Below are 20,162 nucleotides of genomic sequence, written 5' to 3'. Positions count from 1 at the left end.
TCTGCACGTGGCAGACGGCTTTTAGTTATTAGCGGGAAATGATAAATTCAATAGCGAGGTTTAAGAAAAATACCGTATGGACCGCCGCAAAAATGAGTCCTTGTTTGTTTAAACGCTGCATTAATATTTGATCCATATCAATCACCTCATAAATTAGTTTGTAAATATACTATAACATAAGTTCGCAAAATGTTCAAAAAGAATTTACGAAATTGCAACAAAATAAAAAAGAAGCAGTGGTTCTGCTTCTTTAAAGGATGGGCGACAGGAGCCGAGAAATAGATTCTTTAAATTTAATCCAACTAGACCGCTGCTGGTATAAAGCTGGTGTCAATTCATAGGAAACCGTCATGTCATGCCAGAAAATCTTCGCCAGCCGGCTGCCGGTTTCATAGTCATACATAAAGGCGTTTACTTCAAAATTTAAACGAAAGCTCCTTACATCAATGTTCGCTGTCCCCACTGAACTTAATTTTTCATCCACAACAATCGTTTTTGCATGAATGAAGCCATCGTTATAAATGTAAATTTTCGCTCCTGCTTTCAATAATTCACCAGCATATGAATACGTTGCCCAATAGACAAATGGATGATCAGGTTTATTTGGAATCATAATCTTTACATCAATTCCTGACAAAGCTGCAATTCGAAGTGCGTCTAAAATACTCGCGTCCGGAATAAAATAAGGTGTTTGAATATAAATGGACTTTTTGGCCGTTGTAATCAGCTTAAAGTAGCCGCTTTTAATTTGTTCCCACTCTGAATCCGGCCCGCTCGTTACAATTTGCATAGCTGTATCGCCTGTATGGTCCGGGACAGGAAACAACCGCTCATCATACATAAAGTCATGCCGCTTTGAGGCTTGATTCCAGTCTAAAATAAAGCGGGTTTGAAGCGCATGTACCGCACTTCCTTGGACACGAAGGTGCGTGTCGCGCCAGTAGCCAAAGGACGGGTCCTTGCCTAAATATTCATCACCGACATTAAAACCGCCTACATAACCAATTTGTCCGTCAATGATAACAATTTTTCGATGGTTCCGGTAATTAAGGCGCAAATTAAAAAAGGGGATGCGGGAAGGGAAAAACGTTTCGACCACACCGCCCGCCTGGATGAGCTTTTCGAAATGTCTGCGACGGAGCGTTCTAGAGCCCATGTCATCATACAGCAAACACACTTCAACGCCTGCGAGCGCTTTTTCCATTAATAATTTAATGAGCTTTTTTCCGAGCTCGTCGTTTCGGAAAATATAATACTGAATGTGAATATGGTTTTTTGCCTTGCGTATATCATTCATAAGTGCCTCAAACTTTTCAACACCATCTGTATAAATGTATACGTTATTGTTTTCGGACAGAACAGCATCATTATGACTGAGCAGCATGTAAACAAGCTTCGCATTTTTTTTCGTATGTGGATTGGCAAACGGATAGAGGCCGCTTTTAATGGCTTTTTTCTGATGTTCAATCTGCTCTTCAATGCCAACTTTTTTCTTATCTTCCCAATCAAAAAGCCGCTGTTTGCTTAAATTTTGCCCAAAAACAAGGTAAAGAATAAAGCCGAGAAGCGGAATGAAAAAGAGCACCATCAGCCAGGCCCATGTTGCACCTGGATCGCGCCTTTCAAGAAAAATAACAGCAGATGCGAAAACAATATTCAGGGCAAACAACACATAGGCGGCCGATGGGAAAAGACTAAATTCTATTAACACGTTCATCACCGATCCGTTCTAATAAAATACTTGCTTTAACTATACACGAAAAAGTGCAAATGATCTGGATTGAAAAAGGCAAAATGGGGAAAATAAAAAAGGATGATAAAAAATGAAACACTTTTGTATAAAAAACGTATAAACAAATAAAAACGAAAAGGATGGAGCGCGATGAAAAGTAAGGATCGGACACGGCAAATTGTCGATAACATTGCCAGGCTTGGTGTGAAAGCAAAGGTAACAAAATCAAGAGCGGCTCTATGGAGCGCGCTGCAAGGCAGTGGAGAAGTGAAAGGTCAGCTGAAAGTGGTAACTTCCTGCCATCCAGGATAAGGAAGGGGCGTAAACGATGCACTTTAGCAAAGGGCTTCTTTTATACAATGAACAAGCAGGCAAAGGAAAAGTGCCGATTAACGAACAAATTGTCCCTGTTTTAAAAGAAGCAGTAGAACATGTAGAGGAAGAGATTATTTCAGCGCCAGGAGAAGGAGAGAAAATTTGTTTTGAGAGAGGAAGCGATTATGACATTATCATCCTCTACGGTGGCGATGGGACGATTCATGAATGTGTCAATGGCATTGCCCGGCTTGAAAACAGGCCGGTTGTCGCTGTACTGCCTGGCGGCACATGCAATGATTTCAGCCGGGCGATTGGTGTGCCGGAAGAAATGGATGGAGCTTGCCGATTGTTAAAAACAGGCGTCGTTCGCCATGTGGATCTTGGTTTAATGAATGATCGTTATTTTGTGAATTTTTGGGGAATTGGCATGATTACAGATACATCAGAAAACATCGATGAAAATAAAAAAACAATGATCGGTAAAATGAGCTATTATTTAAGCGCACTGGAGACCATTCGCAACCCGTCTTTTTTTCATTATATGATTGAAGCGGACGGAGTGAAACTGGAAGGGGATGCTGTGATGGCTGTAGCGTTAAATGGCAACTACATCGGAACGATTAACCTGCCATTTGAAGCGAACCACGAAGACGGCTACCTGGATCTCATCATCGTGAAAGAATCGGGCTTTCCTCTTATTAAAGAAGTGATTCAGACAGAAAAGATAAGAGCAACAGGCGAACACGCAGCAAACCTTGAACATCACCGTGTCCGGTCATTTACCATTGCGACGGACAGCCCGATGCGCATTGATATGGATGGAGAAGTGTATGCGGTCACCCCATCTACTTGCAGTGTGAAAAAGGGCCATATCCGCTTCGTCAGTTCTATATAACAGCGTCCGGACCAGTCAAGGCCAGGACGCTGTTATTATTTAAGAAGAAAAGAATTTGTCTGTAAATGAAAGAATCATCATTAAACAGATCGGCTGCGAAATTTTTTAATAAACCAAATAACCGCCGCAATAAAGATAATGGCTAAAATCGCGTAAACAATATTTGAATACACATCCATATACTCAACAACGGTATGCCATGAATCGGAAAAAGCGGCACCTAAATTGACAAGAATCGTGTTCCAGATTAATGTTCCAGCTGTCGTAAACAATAGAAACAAGAAAAAGTTCATGTTTGACATCCCGGCCGGAATGGAAATCAGGCTGCGGATGAGTGGAACCATTCGGCATAAAAAGACCGTCCATACTCCATATTTGTCAAACCACTTATCCGCCCGATGAATATCTTCTTTTTTCACCCGAAGAAATTTCCCGTATCGTTCAATGATTTTCTCTAATCTTTCAACATCCATCAGCAATCCGATGCCATATAGAATGACAGCACCTGCAACGGATCCCGCTGTTGAAGCTAAAATGACGCCTGTGACCGTTAAATCTGTCTGTCCGGTCATAACACCGCCAAAGGTGAGGATGACTTCAGACGGAATCGGAGGAAATAAATTTTCAAGAGCAATTAAGAAAAAAACTCCCCAGAGCCCGTATTGTTCCATCATCGAAATAATCCAGTTTTCCATTACATTCCCTTTCTGTGAAGAAAATTTTTTCGCTTCGGTTGACATTATATCATGGAGAATCAGAGGTTCACCAATAAAAAGAAAAGACCCGCTGTTAGAGCGGGACAGAAGAAGTAGTACTACCAAAAATTGCGGTTAACGTCATTGTCAGTGTCTGTTCTTTTTCAAGACTGTATTGATCAAGCCGTTTTTTCCATTTGTTTCGTTCAATGTCGCTGTCAATAATAGCTGTAATTTGCTGCTCGATGGGAACAGCATCGGTTAGTTCATAAATGAGTTCCCGTTTTTTTAAGTAGTCCGCATTAAATTCTTCTTGACCGGGAAGCGCGCCGGAAATAAAGACAGGAAGCTCTTTTTCAAGCACTTCACTAACGGTGATGCCGCCTGGCTTTGTAATAATCGCGGATGCTTCTTCATAAAACCGGTTCATCTCTTCACGGCTGCTCATGTATGGCAATGCTTTAATACGTGGATTTCCCAGCAGTTCGATTTGTGTGCGTAACTTTTCATTATGGCCGCACAGTACTTTATATGTGTAAGAAAGGGAATGGTCATTTAAATGCTGAAGCAGTTTTTCTAATTGTCCGAGACCGCTGTTCCCGCCTGCGACAAGTATAGACCGGTGTTTAGTTCGGACATGGTCCACTTCAAAAGAAGGATGGACCGGAATGCCTGTTATATACACGCGTTCTGCCGGGACACCGAGTTGTACAAGCCATTTTTTTGCTTCTAGATGAGGAACGAAATGATAATCGATGCTGCGTTTTCCCCATACATCACTGACAAAAAAATCTGTGTATACGTTAATAATAGGTACCGTTACTTTTTTCTGGCGTTTCAAATGGTTGAGCAGTTTTGACGGATAGCTGTGTGTACAAATGATATAGTCCGGACGTTCTTTTTCGATAAACCGGGCAAGCCGGAATTCAAAATATTTGTCCCATACATAAAGCGGCATTTGCTCGCTTCGCCTGCCATCAGATGTATAAATAAACGATTTATAAAATTTGCTGTACGATTCTGGTTTTTTGCTAATCCACTGCATGTACATTTTTGAAACGACTGATTCAAGCGATTCATGGCAATAACTTAAAATATCCACAGTTTGGATGTGCGCATCCGGCCGAATCATACTAATGTGTTCGATAACCGCTTCCGCTGCTTTATGATGGCCCGACGACAGACGAAATAAAGGAAGCACAATAATTTTCATATCAATTTGACTCCTTTAACGGCGGGAATATGACGATTTTTTCCATTTGACAATAAAATGAATAATGAATAAAACAAAAAATACAGCACCGGCAATTGCCAAATACTCCGGTTCAATTCGAATGTAGGAGCTAATTAAAAAACCGGCTGACATATACATGAATACCCATATAAATGCACCTAAAACAGAGAGGGCAAGGAAAGCGGGAATGGGAAACTTCGCAATTCCAGCAAAATAAGGGTTAAACTGACGAACTCCCGGGATGAAAAAACCGGCTAAAAGCGAACGGGATAAATCCCAATGCATAATCGTTTTTCGAAGCTTTTTTTTTGTGACACCTAAATATTTCCCGTAACGGTCCAAAAGAGGCTGACCGATGACCCGGCCAAGTGTATAGCTGATCAACATACCGGTCAGCGTGCCGGCCATTAATGACGCAAGAGCCCCAGAAAATGAAATAGATCCGTTTTTGGCAAGCATGCCCACATACACATACAAACTTTCTTCCGGCGCCGGGATGCCGACGATACCGAAGACACCGGCTAAAAATAAGATAACATATCCATACTTCGATAAATACGCAATGACTAATGATTCCATGTAATCCCTCACTTCAAAAACAAACTGAGCCAATGATCAATCAATTTTTCCGGAACAATGTATGTACCGTTACAAATGAAAAGGAAGCGGACTTCTGATCCGATAAAAAAAGACGAAGAGCATCCATCATGATAAGTGGCGCTTTTTCGTAGGCGCCGGTTGTTTCACCGCTGTCATGAAGCGTAATAATGGCGCCGTTTGACCTTGCCATCCTCAATTTTTCAGCCAGTTTTTCAGCGGTCATGTTTTTTTTCCAATCTCCTGGAATAGATGTCCACAGAATGGTGTCAAATGCTTTCGCTTGTTGGAGTGTAAACGGATTAAAGTGTCCCCATGGCGGCCGGTATAGGGTGACACGATTTCCTGTAATGGAATGTACACTGTCTGCCGCTTTTATAAGCTGTCTTTCTAATGCGGGCGGCGATAGGAACCAGTTTGAAATATGGCGGTTATTATGAATGCCAATTTCATGGCCTTCAACTTCCATTCTACGGATTAACTCAGGATAAAGTTTCGCTTTTTCCCCAACAACAAAAAAGGTGGCTTTTACATTATATTGTTTTAACATGTCTAATAGAAGAGGTGTGTACACAGGGTCCGGCCCATCATCAAATGTAAGAGCGATTTCCGATCGGTCCGGTCCGCGTTTTTTAACGTTGTGCGCATACATATGTGCATGGACAGTTGGCAGCACAGTCCATGAAGCCGCGAGCAGCGCGGCGGTCGTTATAATCTTTTTCATTTGGGCGCTCCATTTCGCAATAGTGTTTCGTTAATTATAATTCTGATTTAGAGAAAACACAAAACCCGCTTTTCAGCGGGTTTTGTGTTAGGCATTATATGGTTCTGCAATCACGACAGGTGCGGCGTCTTCCTGCAATTGTATTGTTTCCTGATCTGGCATGCGTTGAATTTCAATATGACGAATTTGATGGTCTTCCATTTGTAAAACGGTAAACAGGAACCCGTTGTGCTCGATTGATTCGCCGGGCTGAATAGCATAATTCTCCGTTAGAATCCAGCCTCCAAGTGTATCAACGTCTTCGTCATTCATATCGATGTTGAGCAAATGAGCGGTTTCAGCAACCGGCATTTTGCTGCTGGCGATATAATGGAGATCACCAATTTGCTGAATAACGGGTGGTTCGGCAATATCAAATTCATCATACAATTCACCGACAATCACTTCGACGATATCTTCTGACGTTACAATGCCGGCTGTCCCGCCGTACTCATTAATCAACATGACCATCTGTGTGCGTTCTGTCTGCATTTTGGCGAGCAGTTCGTGCACAGGAGTTGAGTCAATCACCCGGATTATCGGCCGGACGAAATGCTTAATGCTTTTCGAGCCAACGACAGGGTCCGTTACATACTCGGCAATAACTTCTTTAAAATTCACGAACCCGATAATCCGGTCTTTGTCTCCGTCCGCAACGGGATAGCGGGTATACTTTGTTTCCCGGAACAAGCTGATACAATCCCGGACTGTGTCTTCTTTATCGAAATAAACCATTTCCGTCCGGGGAACCATCACTTCCGTTGCAGCCCGGTCATCAAGCAGCGACAAATGGTTTTCATGCTCTATACCGCTTAATTCAGCGAGAAGAGCGGAGGAACGTCCTGTCGAGGGGGGTTCTCCTGTTTCATTTGATTCTTTCCGTTTTGCATAGCGAATGGCTGTAAATGACAACGCCAAAAGGATAACAGCAATAAGCCCAATCCATATGTCCAATCAGATTTCTTCTCCCGCAAAGGCGAAAGAAGAAGTCACCTCCTATTAAATATGATGATCAATGATGAAAAACCGGCAGTATAGCTGAAGATGTTTACCGTCAATGTCCCATTTGATCACCCTCTTTCTATCGATCGTCGTATTTAAGGAATTTCCGCTAAGACTGGCAGGTCCGGTACCTGATACAAAACTCAATACATTTTGTATCAGTTAAGTCATTTTATTATATTAAAGACAGATAATTCGGTCAAATAACAAAACCTTCACAAAAGCTGTGTTAAAAACCAGGATGCAATTGTAAAATACGTGATTAATGAAAAAATATCGTTAATTGTTGTAATGAGCGGACCGGATGCAACGGCCGGATCCACATTTAATTTATAAAGAACAAGTGGAATAATTGTGCCGGCCAGTGTTCCGATGATAAGTGTCAGCAAGAGAGAGGAGCCGACTACAAATCCGAGAATAGCACTGCCCTGCCAAAAAAAAGCGATAAAAAAGATAAGGATTCCACAAACCGCCCCGATAATGAGCCCGACGCCAAACTCGCGCATGACGAGCGCCAGCACAGTTCGCATGTCAATGTCACGTGATGCAAGTCCACGGACAACAACGGCCAGTGACTGCGTGCCCGTGTTTCCGGTCATGCCAGAAATCATTGGCATGAAATATGTGAGCGCCACTACTTGATGAAGCGTATCTTCAAAACCAGAAATAATGCTGCCGGATACGAGCCCGATGAATAACAGTAAAACGAGCCAAGGAAGCCGTCTGAAAGCTGCGACACCCGCTTTTGTATCAAAATCAATCGATTTACCAGAAGCAGATAATTTTTCAATATCTTCGTTCGCTTCCTGAATAACGACGTCGATAATATCATCAAATGTAACGATCCCGATCAAGACATCTGTATCATCAACAACAGGAATCGCGAGAAAGTCATAGCGTTCAATGAGGCGGGCAATCTCTTCCTGATCAGTGTACACATCGACTGAAATAACACGGCCATACATAATATCTGCAATTTTCTCATGCGTGTCCGCTAGAAGCATGTCTCGATAAGAAACAACGCCGACGAGCTTTTTTTCGTCATCAATGACATATAAGTAATTGATGGTTTCTGCAAATTCCGCAAACGACTTTAGCTTTTCAACCGCTTCCCGGACCGTATAGGAATGCTTAATCCAAACGAATCGGTTTGTCATAAGACGTCCGGCAGTTTCCGGCGGATAACTCATCATGTTTTCGATAATCGTTGATTCTTCTTTTTTCATGCCGGATAAAAATTGCTTAATGTTTTCCGGCGACATATCATCAAGAAGAGACGCCAAATCATCGTTGTCCATATCATCGAGTACTTTGCGTGATCGTTCTTTTCCGACTTTTTTGAGGACAGTCATTTGCTCATCACTGTCAAGCTCTTGAATCATATCGGTTAAAATTGGAATCGTTAGATGGAGCAAAAAACGTGTTTGATGCTTTTCCGGCAGGTGCTGATAAATGGCTGCCATATCATACGGGTGAAGTTCCTCGACTAATTGCTGCAAATCCGTTTTTTTGCCTTCTTTTAAATGCTTGATGACAAGCAGGGTCAGCTGGTCTTCGGTTAAATTCGAGATCACAGGCATCCCCTCCCTTAAAATGAAATTTGAGCTGCTTATTCAGTATAAAACGAAACCACGTAAAAAAGTGTCACAGATTATGTGAAATTCATCATAAATTTACATACGCAGATGAACAAATTTTGATAAAATAATAGTATAGCAAAAAAAGCTGGTTTCAGCTATGCACTTTGTCACGATGTGGAGGTTAGGTGATTGAAAAGTCCCGGAAACATGAAAGAACTCATTTATATACATTTACACCCGATTAATCAATATGTCATTTCATATGGAATTGAATTCCATGATTTTATGAAATCTCTTCCGGAAACACCGCCTCATTTGCTTTTATTGAAACATAGGTTTGAGGGCAGCGACTTTAATATGCATACCCGTTTTGATTACATTGAATCTGAAGAATTTTTTCAATTATTAAAAGAAGACGTTGGGGAATACGGTGATTTTTGCTGGGTGGATTTTGAAGATTCAGATGGATTAAATGAAATGGAAGGACAGGAAATTGCGGAACTTCTTTACTTAGCCCATAGCAAAGAACATTTGCGCCGCCCTTTTTATAGCAAGCTGAACAATCGCTATGCATATTTATCTCATGATGATGAATGGTTTAATAAGACGTATTACCGTCACATTCCAGATTTTTATGGTGTCCTTGGCAAGCTTATTTCATTGAAGCTTGGATTATTCCGGAGTGAAAGATCCTTTTTCGCTTTGAAGAAAGGGTCTGCTTTCCCGCCAATTCCGCCGGAGATGATGGCGCGGCTTAGCGGCAGCATGAAAGAAGGAATTGTCATTTCGCTGTCAAAAACGGAACAAAGCCGCTTTAAAGTGGAAGTGCCGATGTGGATTGTCGGTGATCATATTAGTATGGATGATGTATTCGATGATTATATGACAAGCTTCCGAGAGCCTCCAAATGCCCGGCTTGTTTTTGACAAAAAAACACACGAATGGAGCATATTTTCGTAAAAAACGGATTCTCAAAAAGAGAATCCGTTTCGTTTTACAGAAGTGGCTGTGTCTTTTTTCGTTAAACTGGCCACGGCCAATGTGATAACATCATTACCGGGAACGTTGCAGGCAGCGCCAAAATTATTCTGGGCAGGATAAAGAGCGATTGTTAATAAAAGAATTGCTTCGTAAAAGTCGAACATTGTTTTCAAGAGTCCGATTGCCGTCATTAGAGCAACTTTAGAATGCTTGTTGCAGTAGACTATTGTAATGTCAAATATTTAAATAAATGGAAGTATAGGGTGCGCAAAACAAAGGTTAAGGTGAGAACAGATAGACGGAATATTGTTATTATTCAGAAGAAGTTTACATATAAATAAATTGAGTATGAAGTCGGATGGAAAGATTCTGTTTATTAAAGAAAAGCATGGTAGAATAAAAGTGACCGACTTTTTTGGAGGATGAATATGAAAACAAAACTTGGATTGCTTTACGGAGGAAAATCAGCCGAACATAACGTATCACTGCAAACGGCAAAAGCTGTGACCGCAGCGATTAATTTAAATAAATTTGATGTATACCCTGTCTACATTTCATTAGACGGTACATGGACAGAAGGAGAAAAGCTTGAAGCGCCTGCGAAAACAGTAGAAGAGCTAAAGCTGACTGGAAACGGCGGAACGGAGCATGTATTGTCGATGCTTGCGCAAAATAAATATGACGTTGTTTTCCCGCTTCTGCACGGGCCAAATGGAGAGGATGGGACCGTACAGGGGCTTCTTGAAGTGTTGAACGTGCCATACGTAGGAAATGGTGTGCTCGCTTCTTCAGCAGGCATGGATAAAATTATTATGAAAAGTGTATTTGCACAGGCAGGTCTTAAACAGGTGAACTATACACATATGACGCGGGCAAAATGGGAGCAAAACAAAGAAGAAGCATGCATCACAATTGAAGAGGAAATCGGCTGGCCATGCTTCGTTAAACCAGCTAATCTTGGCTCAAGCGTCGGGATCAGCAAGTGCCAAAGCCGCGATCAGCTTACGAGCGCCATGGAAGAAGCATTTCAATTTGATCGGAAAGTCATTATCGAAGAAGGTGTGACTGCTCGTGAAATCGAAGTCGGCATACTCGGAAATGATGAGCCTGAGTGCTCGGTAATTGGGGAAATCCTGCCTAAAAAAGATTTTTACGATTATAAAGCAAAATACGAAGATGGCGATACAGCTTTGATTATTCCAGCGGACATTACTGAAGCGCAGCAAAAAGAAATGAAAGAACTGGCGATTCGTGCGTATCAATCACTCGATTGCTCCGGTCTTGTACGTGCGGACTTTTTCTTAACAGAAAACGGTGATTTTCTTATTAATGAAGTGAATACGATGCCTGGTTTCACGCCGTTTAGCATGTTCCCGCTTCTTTGGAAAGAAGCAGGCGTCGAGTATCCGGAGCTAATTGAAAAAATGGTTGAACTTGGCATTGAACGTCATGCAGAAAAACAATCAATTAAATATACGGTTTAAAGGTGGGCGCTCATGATTCAAAAAACAGTTGAGCAATTAGTAAAAATGATCAATATAGAAAACGATGTGACACAGTGGCATGATCGGTCCATTAAAGGTGTGTCAATCGATTCACGCAACGTGGAGGGGGGGTGCCTGTTTGTCCCGCTTGCCGGGGAAAATACTGACGGTCATAAATATGTTAGGCAGGCGATTGAACACGGTGCTGGTGCAGCGCTCTGGCAAAAAAACATCCCGGGCGCACCGGACGACTTGCCAGTGTTAATCGTGGAAGATACGCTACTGGCTTTACAGCAGATGTCAAAGTCATACCGTGATTCTCTGGAGGTCAAAGTGGTTGGCATTACGGGAAGCAATGGAAAAACAACCGTGAAAGACATGGCAGCTTCGGTTTTTGCCCAAAAGTACCGCGTGCAAAAAACGGAAGGCAACTTTAATAACCATATTGGTCTTCCGCTGACGATGCTCTCTCTCTGTGAAGACACGGAAATAGCGATATTAGAAATGGGTATGAGCGGCAGAGGAGAAATCGAACTGCTGTCAAAGCTTGCTTCACCAGACGCGGCGATTATTACAAATATTGGAGAGTCACATCTTAAAGATCTGGGCTCCCGAGAAGCAATTGCGGAAGCTAAATTAGAGATAACAGAAGGATTGTCCGAGGAAGGGATGCTTCTTTATTTGGGCGATGAACCGCTTTTGTCCGAGAAAATTGACGATGAGGTCCCATTTCGAACGAAAACATTTGGCGTGGAAGAAACAAATGACGTGTATCCGGTCTTGATTGAGCAAACAGAAAGCGGCAGTGCTTTTTCAATTAATCAAGCTCCATCTGTCCGCTTTGAGCTCCCGGTCCTTGGTCAGCATAATGTAACGAACGCATTGGCGGCTGTTTCAGCAGCGTCACTGTTTAATGTGCCGTTCACGGCGATGGCGGAAGGACTTCGAAAAGTCGAACTAACCAAAATGCGCATGGAATGGGTAGATGGTAAAAATGGCATGAAGATCATTAATGATGCTTATAATGCCAGCCCGACATCTGTGAAAGCGGCGGTCTCGCTCGTCTCAGATTTACCTTCGCAGTCCAAGAAAATTATTGTTCTCGGCGATATGCTGGAACTGGGTCTTGATGAAGAGTTATTTCATTACCAGACAGGCCAGTCCATTGACCCTGACAAAATTGACTATGTATTTACATACGGAGCGCTTGGTCAATTTATTGCTTCTGGCGCAAAGGGTGCATTTGGGACAGAGCGTGTCTTTTCATTCCAAGATAAAAATGAACTTATCCAATCGCTTGAAAATATTTTAGAAGGCGGCGAGCTTATTCTTGTGAAAGCATCAAGAGGCATGAAACTCGAAGAAGTCGTTGACAGCCTCTCACATTAAAAAGGCGGTGGATAATCATGATCGGATGCCTTTGCATTCATGGTTTTACTGGCTCTCCATATGAAGTGCAGCCGCTTGCGGATTATTTGCGTGACCATACTGACTGGAAAATCGCCGTGCCTGTTCTACCTGGGCACGGCGAAACGCTGTCACTGAAAAAAGTAAGCTGTACGGAATGGCTTGACTGTGCCGAAGCAGCGCTGCTTGAGCTGCTCGATGAATGTGAGACGGTTTATATCATTGGGTTTTCAATGGGTGGATTGATTGCTGCTTATTTAACAGCCCGCCATCCGGTTCAGAAACTTGTCATGCTGAGCGCGGCAGCAAAGTACATCAATCCGGTTCAGGTAAAAGAAGATGTCAAAATGATGGTACAGGATTTGCGTGAGAAAAAGCTGCATGAAAACGAATTGTTTTTGAGGTATCGGGAAAAGCTTTTAATGACTCCACCTGGAGCAGCCCGGCAATTTCAAAAGGTGGTCGGTCTTGCCCGTCCGGCCTTTAAAAAAATTAATGTACCGGTATTTATCGCACAAGGAACAGCAGACGGCATCGTTCCATTAAAAAGTGCGGCTTATATTTACCGCCGTCTTTCATCAGCAGAGCGCCACTTGTATTATTCACCAGAAGCAAAGCATTTAATTTGTCATACAGGGAACACAGAAGAGCTTTTTAAGAAAGTCTTTACTTTTCTTTCCGAATAACGTAAAGTTATACAAATGCGCATTGAAAATTCGGACGTGAAATGATAAGATAAAAAAAGACATGTTGCTCTTCGCATGAATGTAGAAGGGTATTTTTTTTGTGCGGATGGCAGTTTAACATAGAAGGAGAAGAAACTATTGACAAAATTTAAAGATCTAAATTTAAGCGAAGCGACGCTCAAAGCAATCGACAAAATGGGGTTTGAAGAGGCGACACCGATTCAGTCTGAAACGATTCCTTTAGGCTTAACAGGAAAAGACATCATTGGACAGGCACAAACAGGAACGGGTAAAACGACTGCGTTTGGTATTCCAATGGTAGAAAAAATTGACACGAAAAATGATGCTATTCAAGGGCTGATCATTGCACCGACACGTGAGCTTGCGATTCAGGTTTCAGAAGAACTTTATCGAATCGGCAGCGGCAAACGTGCACGCGTACTTGCTGTATATGGCGGACAGGACATTCAACGCCAAATCCGTGCGTTGAAACAACGCCCGCATATTATCGTTGGAACACCGGGACGTATTCTAGACCATATTAACCGCCGTACATTGAAACTTGAAAATATCCAAACGCTCGTTCTTGATGAAGCGGATGAAATGTTGAACATGGGCTTTATTCAGGATATTGAATCAATTCTTTCAAATGTTCCGCCAGAGCGCCAGACCCTTTTGTTCTCTGCAACAATGCCGGGACCAATTCGTGCGATTGCAGAACGTTTCATGAAAGATCCAGAAATGATCAAAGTGAAGGCGAAAGAAATGACGGTTTCTAACATTGATCAATATTATGTGAAAGTGCCGCAGCGTGAAAAATTCGACGTTCTTGCGCGTCTTATGGATTCTCATTCACCTGAGCTTGCTATTATCTTTGGCCGTACAAAACGCCGTGTTGATGAATTGGCAAATGCGCTTAGCTTGCGCGGTTACCAGGCGGAAGGTATTCATGGCGACTTGACACAAGCGAAGCGTTTAACGGTATTAAACCGTTTTAAAGCAGGAAAAATCGATGTGCTGGTAGCAACGGACGTAGCAGCGCGCGGTCTTGATATTTCCGGCGTTACACACGTTTATAACTATGATATTCCACAGGACCCTGAAAGCTATGTTCACCGTATCGGCCGTACAGGGCGTGCTGGCAAAGAAGGAATGGCCGTTACGCTGGTTGACCCACGCGAAATGAGCTACCTTCGTGAAGTGGAACGTACAACGAAAAAACGCATGAACCCGATGGAAGCTCCATCTTGGGATGATGCACTCAGCGGGTTGCAGCAAGCAGCTGTTACGGAGCTTGAAGAAGCGATCGCAAAAAATGAATGGGCGGAGTACCGTGCATTTGCAAAAGACATGCTTGAACAATACAATCCGGAAGACCTTGTAGCAGCTGCATTGAAGCTCATTACAAAAGAACCGGACCGCACACCGGTTCATATTACGAACGAAGCAGCACTTCCACAGCGCCGTGATAAATTCCGCAGTAAAAATTCGGGCGGCTCTCGCAAGCCAAGCGGTAGCGGACGTCAAGGTGGCGGACGCTCTTACGGCAACCGTGACCGCAAAAGCGGATCAAGCGGATCAGGCGGCGGACGTCGTAAATATTCTTCTAACTAATAACTAAGCATTTAAAAACCGTTCCGGATTTCCGGAACGGCTTTTTTTTAGAAAGGACGAACAAAATGATTAAAGGGATTGGTATGGATATTATCGAAATCGACCGGATTCAAAAACTGATTGAACGGCAGCCGAAGTTTTTAGAACGGGTGCTGACACCCGAAGAGATGCGCCTCTTTCATGAAAAAACCGGCACACGACGCTGGGAATATGCAGCAGGGCGATTCGCGGTTAAAGAAGCTTTTTCAAAAGCAGAAGGGACGGGCATCGGTGAGACCTTGTCTTTTCAAGATATTGAAGTGAGTTCTGATAGAAAAGGGAAGCCCATATTGATCCGGCCCTATTCAGAAGGTGTACATGTTACGATTACCCACAGCAGGGACTATGCGGCGGCAGTTGTCGTCATTGAATCATAATTGTACAGGCCTCCTCATATAGTGCTTATGAGGAAGGGGTGCGGACATGAAAAAATGGTTTGGATTGCTGTTAGTTGTGTTTTTATTGTCTGCTTGCGGAACACCGTCAAAAGAGGAAGTTATAGACGATATTTCAGAAAAAGCGAAAAATGCCGCCGGTTACAAAGCGAAGGCCATTCTGGAAGTGCAGGCAGGAAAAGAGAAGCAGACTTACAATATAGACATTTGGAATCAGCGCCATACGAATTACCGTGTCCATCTTTCATCGGTGACAAACAAACACAGCCAAACAATTGTTAAAAACAAATCGGGAATTTATGTGATGACACCGTCACTTGGCAAAAGCTTTAAGTATGAAAACAACTGGCCGGAAAACAGCAGCCAGTCGTATTTGTTTGAATCGCTTGCTGCCGATATTCAAGCGGACGGTGAAACGGTATTTAAAGAAACAGACAACTATTATGTATTCGAAACGAAAACCAGATATACAAACAGTCAAATGCTTCCTCGTCAGCAAATTTCGTTTCATAAAAAAGATTTAACCCCAGCGCTTGTAAAAGTCATGGATAAAAAGAAAAAAGTCGTTATTTCTGTTGTTTTTAAAAAGATGGATTTAGACCCGGTATTTGCAAAAGATGATTTTAGCCAAAAGAAAGCCGCTACGAAAGAAACAGCAGCTGAAGTGCCAGCAGAGTTCACAATTCACTATCCAACTGCTGCCGGTGGAGCTGAATTGGCGGATGAAGCGCGTATAGACAACCGGGTTGTACTAACGTATGAAGGTGACAAGCCGTTTACAGTAATTGAGCAGCCCGCCTCATCTAGTGAAGAAGGAATTGTTGAGGCTTCAGGAGATTTATCAGATATGGGGTTTGCGGCCGGAGAAGCAGCAGATGGATCGCTCCATTGGGTGTACAACGGCGTAGAATTTATGCTGGCATCTGATCAATTGTCTCAAGGCGAAATGGAACAAATAGCAGCATCTATGACGCCGGAAGTGATTAAATAAAGTGCAGCGGGTGCAGTTTACCGCTGCTTTTTTTTTGTTTACAATAAGATCGAAGGCTAAGAACGCAGCGTCCTGCTGCAACGCCTTTATGACCCGCATCGTGCGGGCCCAATGTATGACGATAAAGAAAGTAGGAAGTGACATTGATGGAGTTTTACCGTGACACGTGGGCGGAAATTGATCTTGATGCAATCAAATGGAACGTTGAAAAAACAATAGAAGAGCTTGATCCATCCGTTGCTTTATTTGCGGTTGTAAAAGCGAATGCATATGGGCACGGGGATGTCCAGGTTGCCCGATCGGCGCTCCAAGCAGGGGCAAAGGGATTAGCGGTTGCTTTTTTAGATGAAGCATTAAAATTAAGAGCATCAGGCATCGACGCGCCGATCCTTGTTTTAGGAGCGAGTCGTCCGGAAGATGCCCATTTGGCGGCGGAGCATCGGATTTCTGTCACTGTTCATGATGAAGACTGGCTGTCAAAAGTGTATTTAAAAAAAGGGCTGCTGCTGAATATACACATAAAATGCGATACGGGAATGGGCCGCATCGGCCTTAAAACGAAAGAAGAGCTGCGGCATGTTGCCGGGCAGATCGATCAGTCTGATTCTTTTGTATTCGAAGGAATCTTTACTCATTTTGCTACAGCAGATGAGCCGGAAACGAATTATGTAGAAAAACAGCTGGAGCATTTTCAGCATCTAGTCAATTCTCTTTCGGTAAAACCGCCTTTTGTTCATTGTTCAAATAGTGCGGCAACACTCCGTTTTAAAGGAGCAGGCTGCAATACGGTGCGCCTCGGTATTTCAATGTATGGATTAACCCCATCGACAGACATAGCACCGCTATTGCCATTTCAGCTGAAGCCGGCATTTTCACTGAAGTCGAAGCTTGTACACGTAAAAAAACTTAAGCCGGGTGAAAAAGTCAGCTACGGCGCTACGTATGAAGCGTCAGAATATGAATGGATTGGCACACTTCCGATCGGTTATGCGGATGGATGGATTCGGAAACTTGAGGGGCAGGATGTGTTAATTGACGGCCGGCGGATGCCGATTGTTGGAAGGATATGTATGGATCAATGTATGGTTCGTCTTCCAAAAGAATACAAAACCGGAACATTGGCAACACTTATTGGAAGACAGGGAAATGAAGAAATTACAATGGAAGAGATTGCGGAAAAAAGAGAGACCATTAATTATGAAATTCCATGCGTTATTACTTCGCGTGTGCCAAGGGTTTATATTGAAAAAGAAAAAATAATTTCTGTAGCCAATTCACTGTTATAAATAACATAGGGAATCAAATTTCCTTTTATACAGCATTTTTTGAAAATCCCCTTTCAAACCATTCTGTTGAATGGTATGATAAGTAAGACAGTAATAAACAAAGAGATGTGTGCAGTGATTGGTGGAGGTGTAGTTCTTGTCTGAATCCGGTACGATGACAGATGTGTTAGTAAACTTGCCAAAGCAGTTTGTAAATGAACTTGACTGTTTTGCGGAGCAGGAAGAAATCAGCCGCAGTGAATTCATTTACCGTGCAACGAAAATGTATTTGCGCGAGCGGAAAAAGCGCCATATTCAAGAATCCATGCGCCGCGGCTATATGGAAATGGCCAAGATCAACCTTGCCATTGCATCAGAAGCGATGCAAGCTGAATTTGAGGCGGGAAACACAGTCGAACGTTTAGTAAGTGGAGGATAAACCGTGTGATCGTAAAACGTGGTGACGTATATTTTGCAGACCTGTCTCCTGTTGTCGGCTCCGAACAAGGCGGCGTCCGGCCTGTTCTTGTCGTTCAAAACGACATCGGGAATCGGTTCAGTCCCACTATTATCGTCGCAGCCATTACAGCTCAGATTCAAAAAGCCAAACTGCCGACGCATGTGGAAATTAATGCGGAGCGGTATGGATTTGAAAGAGACTCCGTTATTTTGCTCGAACAGATTCGAACAATCGACAAGCAGCGCCTGACAGATAAGATAACGCAGCTCGACGAAGGAATGATGGAGAAAGTGGACGACGCTTTGCAAATCAGTTTAGGTCTTATACAATTTTAATGAAGGCACCTCCGTATAAACGGCAGGTGCTTTTTTCTATAAGTATGCATTTTGGAGCATTATCTAGTTCCGAACGGCATAGAGACCCGAATGACACACGGACCTGGCAGCTTTGAAGAGCGAAGGCCTGATATCGCGTTCTTAGCCTCCGCTCTTTTCATGTATAACATAATTTTTCATGGCGAACAGGTGATACTGCTTTTTTATTGCTGAAATAACCTATATAATGAAAATAATGAACGTTTTTGACGAAAACCGCAAAGACAGAGCGGTATGATGATTGGAGAGAACTGAATGCGAAAAAAGATTTTTCAATATGTACAGTCTCATAGTGATGAAATATTAAACGAGTGGATTGAGTTAATGCGCACGGAAGCGGATGAGCGTGCGTTTCAAGCCATGTCTGACCAAATGTTTGCGGAAACAAGCTCGGAGTTTATTCAACTGGTTATGTCAAATTTTTCAGATTCTGAAGAAAAATTTCATGAGCGTGCTGTCGATTTTTCAGAGAAAATTGTTCGGTTGGGCTGGCCGCTGACAATGATTACAGAAGGTCTTCGCGTCTTTGGACAAATTGTCGAGCGAGGTATGCAGCGTGTAGGTGCAATCGATCAACACAGCTATATTGATTTTACAGCAGAAATTAATAACTGGATGTTCCCGATGTATAAAACGATTACAGAAGCTTATACGACTTCTTGGGAACGGACTGTCTCTCTTCAAAAAATCGCTCTTCAGGAACTCTCTGCACCGCTTATTCCTGTTTTTGATAAAATTTCAGTTATGCCGCTTGTCGGTACGATTGATACAGAACGGGCAAAGCAGATTATGGAGAATTTACTTGAAGGTGTTGTAAGCCATCGGGCAGAGGTTGTTTTGATCGATATTACGGGTGTTCCAGTTGTTGACACAATGGTCGCCCATCATATTATTCAGGCGGCAGAAGCCGTTCGTCTTGTCGGTGCAAAGTGCACGATTGTCGGTATTCGTCCTGAAATCGCTCAAACGATTGTGAACTTAGGTATTAATCTTGAAGATGTGACGACAACAAGCACGATGAAAAAAGGTGTGGAACAAGCACTTGCGATGACGTCAAGAAAAATTGTGGAGGTACAAGAATGAATATGCGAATTCCGATTTTAAAACTGCATGATTGTTTGCTCATTTCAATTCAATGGGAGCTTGACGATCAAACAGCGCTACAATTTCAAGAAGACCTTCTTCATAAAATTCACGAAACGAGTGCAAGAGGGGTCGTCATTGATTTTACATCCATTGATTTCATCGATTCATTCATTGCCAAAGTATTAGGTGATGTGATTAGCATGTCCAAGCTGATGGGCGCTAAAGTGGTGATTACCGGTATTCAACCTGCTGTCGCTATTACACTGATTGAGCTTGGTATCCGTCTTGAGGAAGTGATGACCGCGCTGGATCTTGAAAAAGGTTTGGAGAAACTTCAACGGGAACTGGGGGACTGAAAAAATGGACTCTAGTGTAAAGATTATAAATGAATGGGATATCGTAGCGGCGAGACAACTCGGCCGGAATGTGGCAAAGGAACTTGGGTTTGGCACAGTTGACCAAGCGCGTATCACGACTGCGATCAGCGAACTAGCTCGTAATATTTATTTATATGCGGGTCAGGGGGAAATTACCATAGAGAAATTGGAGAATGGGGCAAAAAAA

General features: G+C 42.8%; 23 protein-coding genes. 15 read left to right on the top strand and 8 right to left on the bottom strand.

Annotated features, from left to right (window positions below; translation table 11 throughout):
- Window positions 1-250: 250 nt before the first annotated feature.
- Window positions 251-1,717 (bottom strand): cardiolipin synthase, encoded by a 1,467-nt coding sequence (gene cls / locus BA724_RS02555; RefSeq protein ID WP_069937123.1) that lies wholly within the window; start codon window positions 1,715-1,717, stop codon window positions 251-253.
- A gap of 165 nt (window positions 1,718-1,882) precedes the next feature.
- Here cls and BA724_RS18420 point away from each other — a divergent pair, with 165 nt between their 5' ends.
- Entirely contained in the window at window positions 1,883-2,044 is a 162-nt protein-coding gene (locus tag BA724_RS18420; RefSeq protein WP_169818478.1) for an Lmo0850 family protein, read from the top strand.
- A gap of 16 nt (window positions 2,045-2,060) precedes the next feature.
- Window positions 2,061-2,945: a diacylglycerol/lipid kinase family protein gene (locus tag BA724_RS02550; RefSeq protein ID WP_069937122.1), complete on the top strand. Its 885-nt coding sequence runs from the start codon at window positions 2,061-2,063 to the stop codon at window positions 2,943-2,945.
- Between the two features lie 80 nt (window positions 2,946-3,025).
- On the opposite strand, the gene BA724_RS02545 is transcribed toward BA724_RS02550, so the two are convergent.
- The 6 genes from BA724_RS02545 to mgtE all read right to left on the bottom strand — a co-directional run bounded on the left by BA724_RS02545 (window position 3,026) and on the right by mgtE (window position 8,810).
- A complete protein-coding gene (locus BA724_RS02545) occupies window positions 3,026-3,640 on the bottom strand; it encodes a DedA family protein (protein WP_069937179.1) in 615 nt (204 codons plus the stop codon).
- A 94-nt stretch (window positions 3,641-3,734) separates the two neighbouring features.
- Window positions 3,735-4,853, bottom strand: a complete 1,119-nt coding sequence (locus BA724_RS02540; RefSeq protein ID WP_069937121.1) for an MGDG synthase family glycosyltransferase — start codon at window positions 4,851-4,853, stop codon at window positions 3,735-3,737.
- A gap of 15 nt (window positions 4,854-4,868) precedes the next feature.
- A complete protein-coding gene (locus BA724_RS02535; protein ID WP_069937120.1) occupies window positions 4,869-5,453 on the bottom strand; it encodes a DedA family protein in 585 nt (194 codons plus the stop codon).
- A gap of 40 nt (window positions 5,454-5,493) precedes the next feature.
- Entirely contained in the window at window positions 5,494-6,195 is a 702-nt protein-coding gene (locus BA724_RS02530) for a polysaccharide deacetylase family protein (protein ID WP_069937119.1), read from the bottom strand.
- An 87-nt stretch (window positions 6,196-6,282) separates the two neighbouring features.
- The gene (locus BA724_RS02525) at window positions 6,283-7,188 is read right to left on the bottom strand and encodes a hemolysin family protein (RefSeq protein ID WP_069937118.1); all 906 of its coding nucleotides are present in this window, start codon (window positions 7,186-7,188) and stop codon (window positions 6,283-6,285) included.
- Between the two features lie 263 nt (window positions 7,189-7,451).
- Window positions 7,452-8,810, bottom strand: coding sequence for a magnesium transporter (gene mgtE, locus BA724_RS02520; protein ID WP_141719854.1), 1,359 nt, complete (start codon window positions 8,808-8,810; stop codon window positions 7,452-7,454).
- Window positions 8,811-9,005: 195 nt separating this feature from the next.
- Here mgtE and BA724_RS02515 point away from each other — a divergent pair, with 195 nt between their 5' ends.
- Window positions 9,006-9,776, top strand: a complete 771-nt coding sequence (locus BA724_RS02515; protein ID WP_069937116.1) for a hypothetical protein — start codon at window positions 9,006-9,008, stop codon at window positions 9,774-9,776.
- Window positions 9,777-9,787: 11 nt separating this feature from the next.
- On the opposite strand, the gene BA724_RS02510 is transcribed toward BA724_RS02515, so the two are convergent.
- Window positions 9,788-9,988, bottom strand: a complete 201-nt coding sequence (locus BA724_RS02510) for a hypothetical protein (RefSeq protein ID WP_069937115.1) — start codon at window positions 9,986-9,988, stop codon at window positions 9,788-9,790.
- Between the two features lie 237 nt (window positions 9,989-10,225).
- Between BA724_RS02510 and BA724_RS02505 the strand changes: the two genes are divergently transcribed.
- The 12 genes from BA724_RS02505 to BA724_RS02450 form a co-directional block, all read left to right on the top strand.
- Entirely contained in the window at window positions 10,226-11,281 is a 1,056-nt protein-coding gene (locus tag BA724_RS02505) for a D-alanine--D-alanine ligase (RefSeq protein ID WP_069937114.1), read from the top strand.
- Window positions 11,282-11,293: 12 nt separating this feature from the next.
- The gene (locus tag BA724_RS02500; RefSeq protein ID WP_069937113.1) at window positions 11,294-12,670 is read left to right on the top strand and encodes a UDP-N-acetylmuramoyl-tripeptide--D-alanyl-D-alanine ligase; all 1,377 of its coding nucleotides are present in this window, start codon (window positions 11,294-11,296) and stop codon (window positions 12,668-12,670) included.
- 17 nt (window positions 12,671-12,687) lie between these two features.
- Complete coding sequence (locus BA724_RS02495; RefSeq protein WP_069937112.1) at window positions 12,688-13,374, top strand: alpha/beta hydrolase; 687 nt, start codon at window positions 12,688-12,690, stop codon at window positions 13,372-13,374.
- Between the two features lie 138 nt (window positions 13,375-13,512).
- Window positions 13,513-14,988: a degradosome RNA helicase CshA gene (cshA, locus tag BA724_RS02490; RefSeq protein ID WP_069937111.1), complete on the top strand. Its 1,476-nt coding sequence runs from the start codon at window positions 13,513-13,515 to the stop codon at window positions 14,986-14,988.
- A 65-nt stretch (window positions 14,989-15,053) separates the two neighbouring features.
- The gene (gene acpS, locus BA724_RS02485; RefSeq protein ID WP_069937110.1) at window positions 15,054-15,404 is read left to right on the top strand and encodes a holo-ACP synthase; all 351 of its coding nucleotides are present in this window, start codon (window positions 15,054-15,056) and stop codon (window positions 15,402-15,404) included.
- Between the two features lie 46 nt (window positions 15,405-15,450).
- On the top strand, window positions 15,451-16,413 hold the full coding sequence (locus BA724_RS02480; RefSeq protein ID WP_069937109.1) for a LolA family protein: 963 nt from the start codon (window positions 15,451-15,453) through the stop codon (window positions 16,411-16,413).
- 143 nt (window positions 16,414-16,556) lie between these two features.
- A complete protein-coding gene (gene alr, locus BA724_RS02475) occupies window positions 16,557-17,699 on the top strand; it encodes an alanine racemase (protein WP_069937108.1) in 1,143 nt (380 codons plus the stop codon).
- A gap of 136 nt (window positions 17,700-17,835) precedes the next feature.
- On the top strand, window positions 17,836-18,117 hold the full coding sequence (locus BA724_RS02470) for a CopG family ribbon-helix-helix protein (RefSeq protein WP_046179981.1): 282 nt from the start codon (window positions 17,836-17,838) through the stop codon (window positions 18,115-18,117).
- A 5-nt stretch (window positions 18,118-18,122) separates the two neighbouring features.
- On the top strand, window positions 18,123-18,473 hold the full coding sequence (locus BA724_RS02465; protein WP_045852181.1) for a type II toxin-antitoxin system PemK/MazF family toxin: 351 nt from the start codon (window positions 18,123-18,125) through the stop codon (window positions 18,471-18,473).
- Window positions 18,474-18,767: 294 nt separating this feature from the next.
- A complete protein-coding gene (locus tag BA724_RS02460) occupies window positions 18,768-19,595 on the top strand; it encodes an RsbT co-antagonist protein RsbRA (protein ID WP_069937107.1) in 828 nt (275 codons plus the stop codon).
- The gene (locus tag BA724_RS02455) at window positions 19,592-19,954 is read left to right on the top strand and encodes an STAS domain-containing protein (RefSeq protein ID WP_172645569.1); all 363 of its coding nucleotides are present in this window, start codon (window positions 19,592-19,594) and stop codon (window positions 19,952-19,954) included. Before BA724_RS02460 ends, BA724_RS02455 begins: the two co-directional genes overlap by 4 nt.
- A 4-nt stretch (window positions 19,955-19,958) precedes the next feature.
- Window positions 19,959-20,162, top strand: a 204-nt coding sequence (locus tag BA724_RS02450) for an ATP-binding protein (protein WP_141719853.1), incomplete at its 3' end; no start/stop codon positions are given.

The organism is Domibacillus iocasae, from assembly GCF_001750285.1.
In the GTDB taxonomy this organism is placed as follows: Bacteria; Bacillota; Bacilli; order Bacillales; family Domibacillaceae; genus Domibacillus; species Domibacillus iocasae.
The sequence above is the reverse complement of the archived record's forward strand: the minus strand, read 5'-3'. Positions and strand labels throughout refer to the sequence as shown.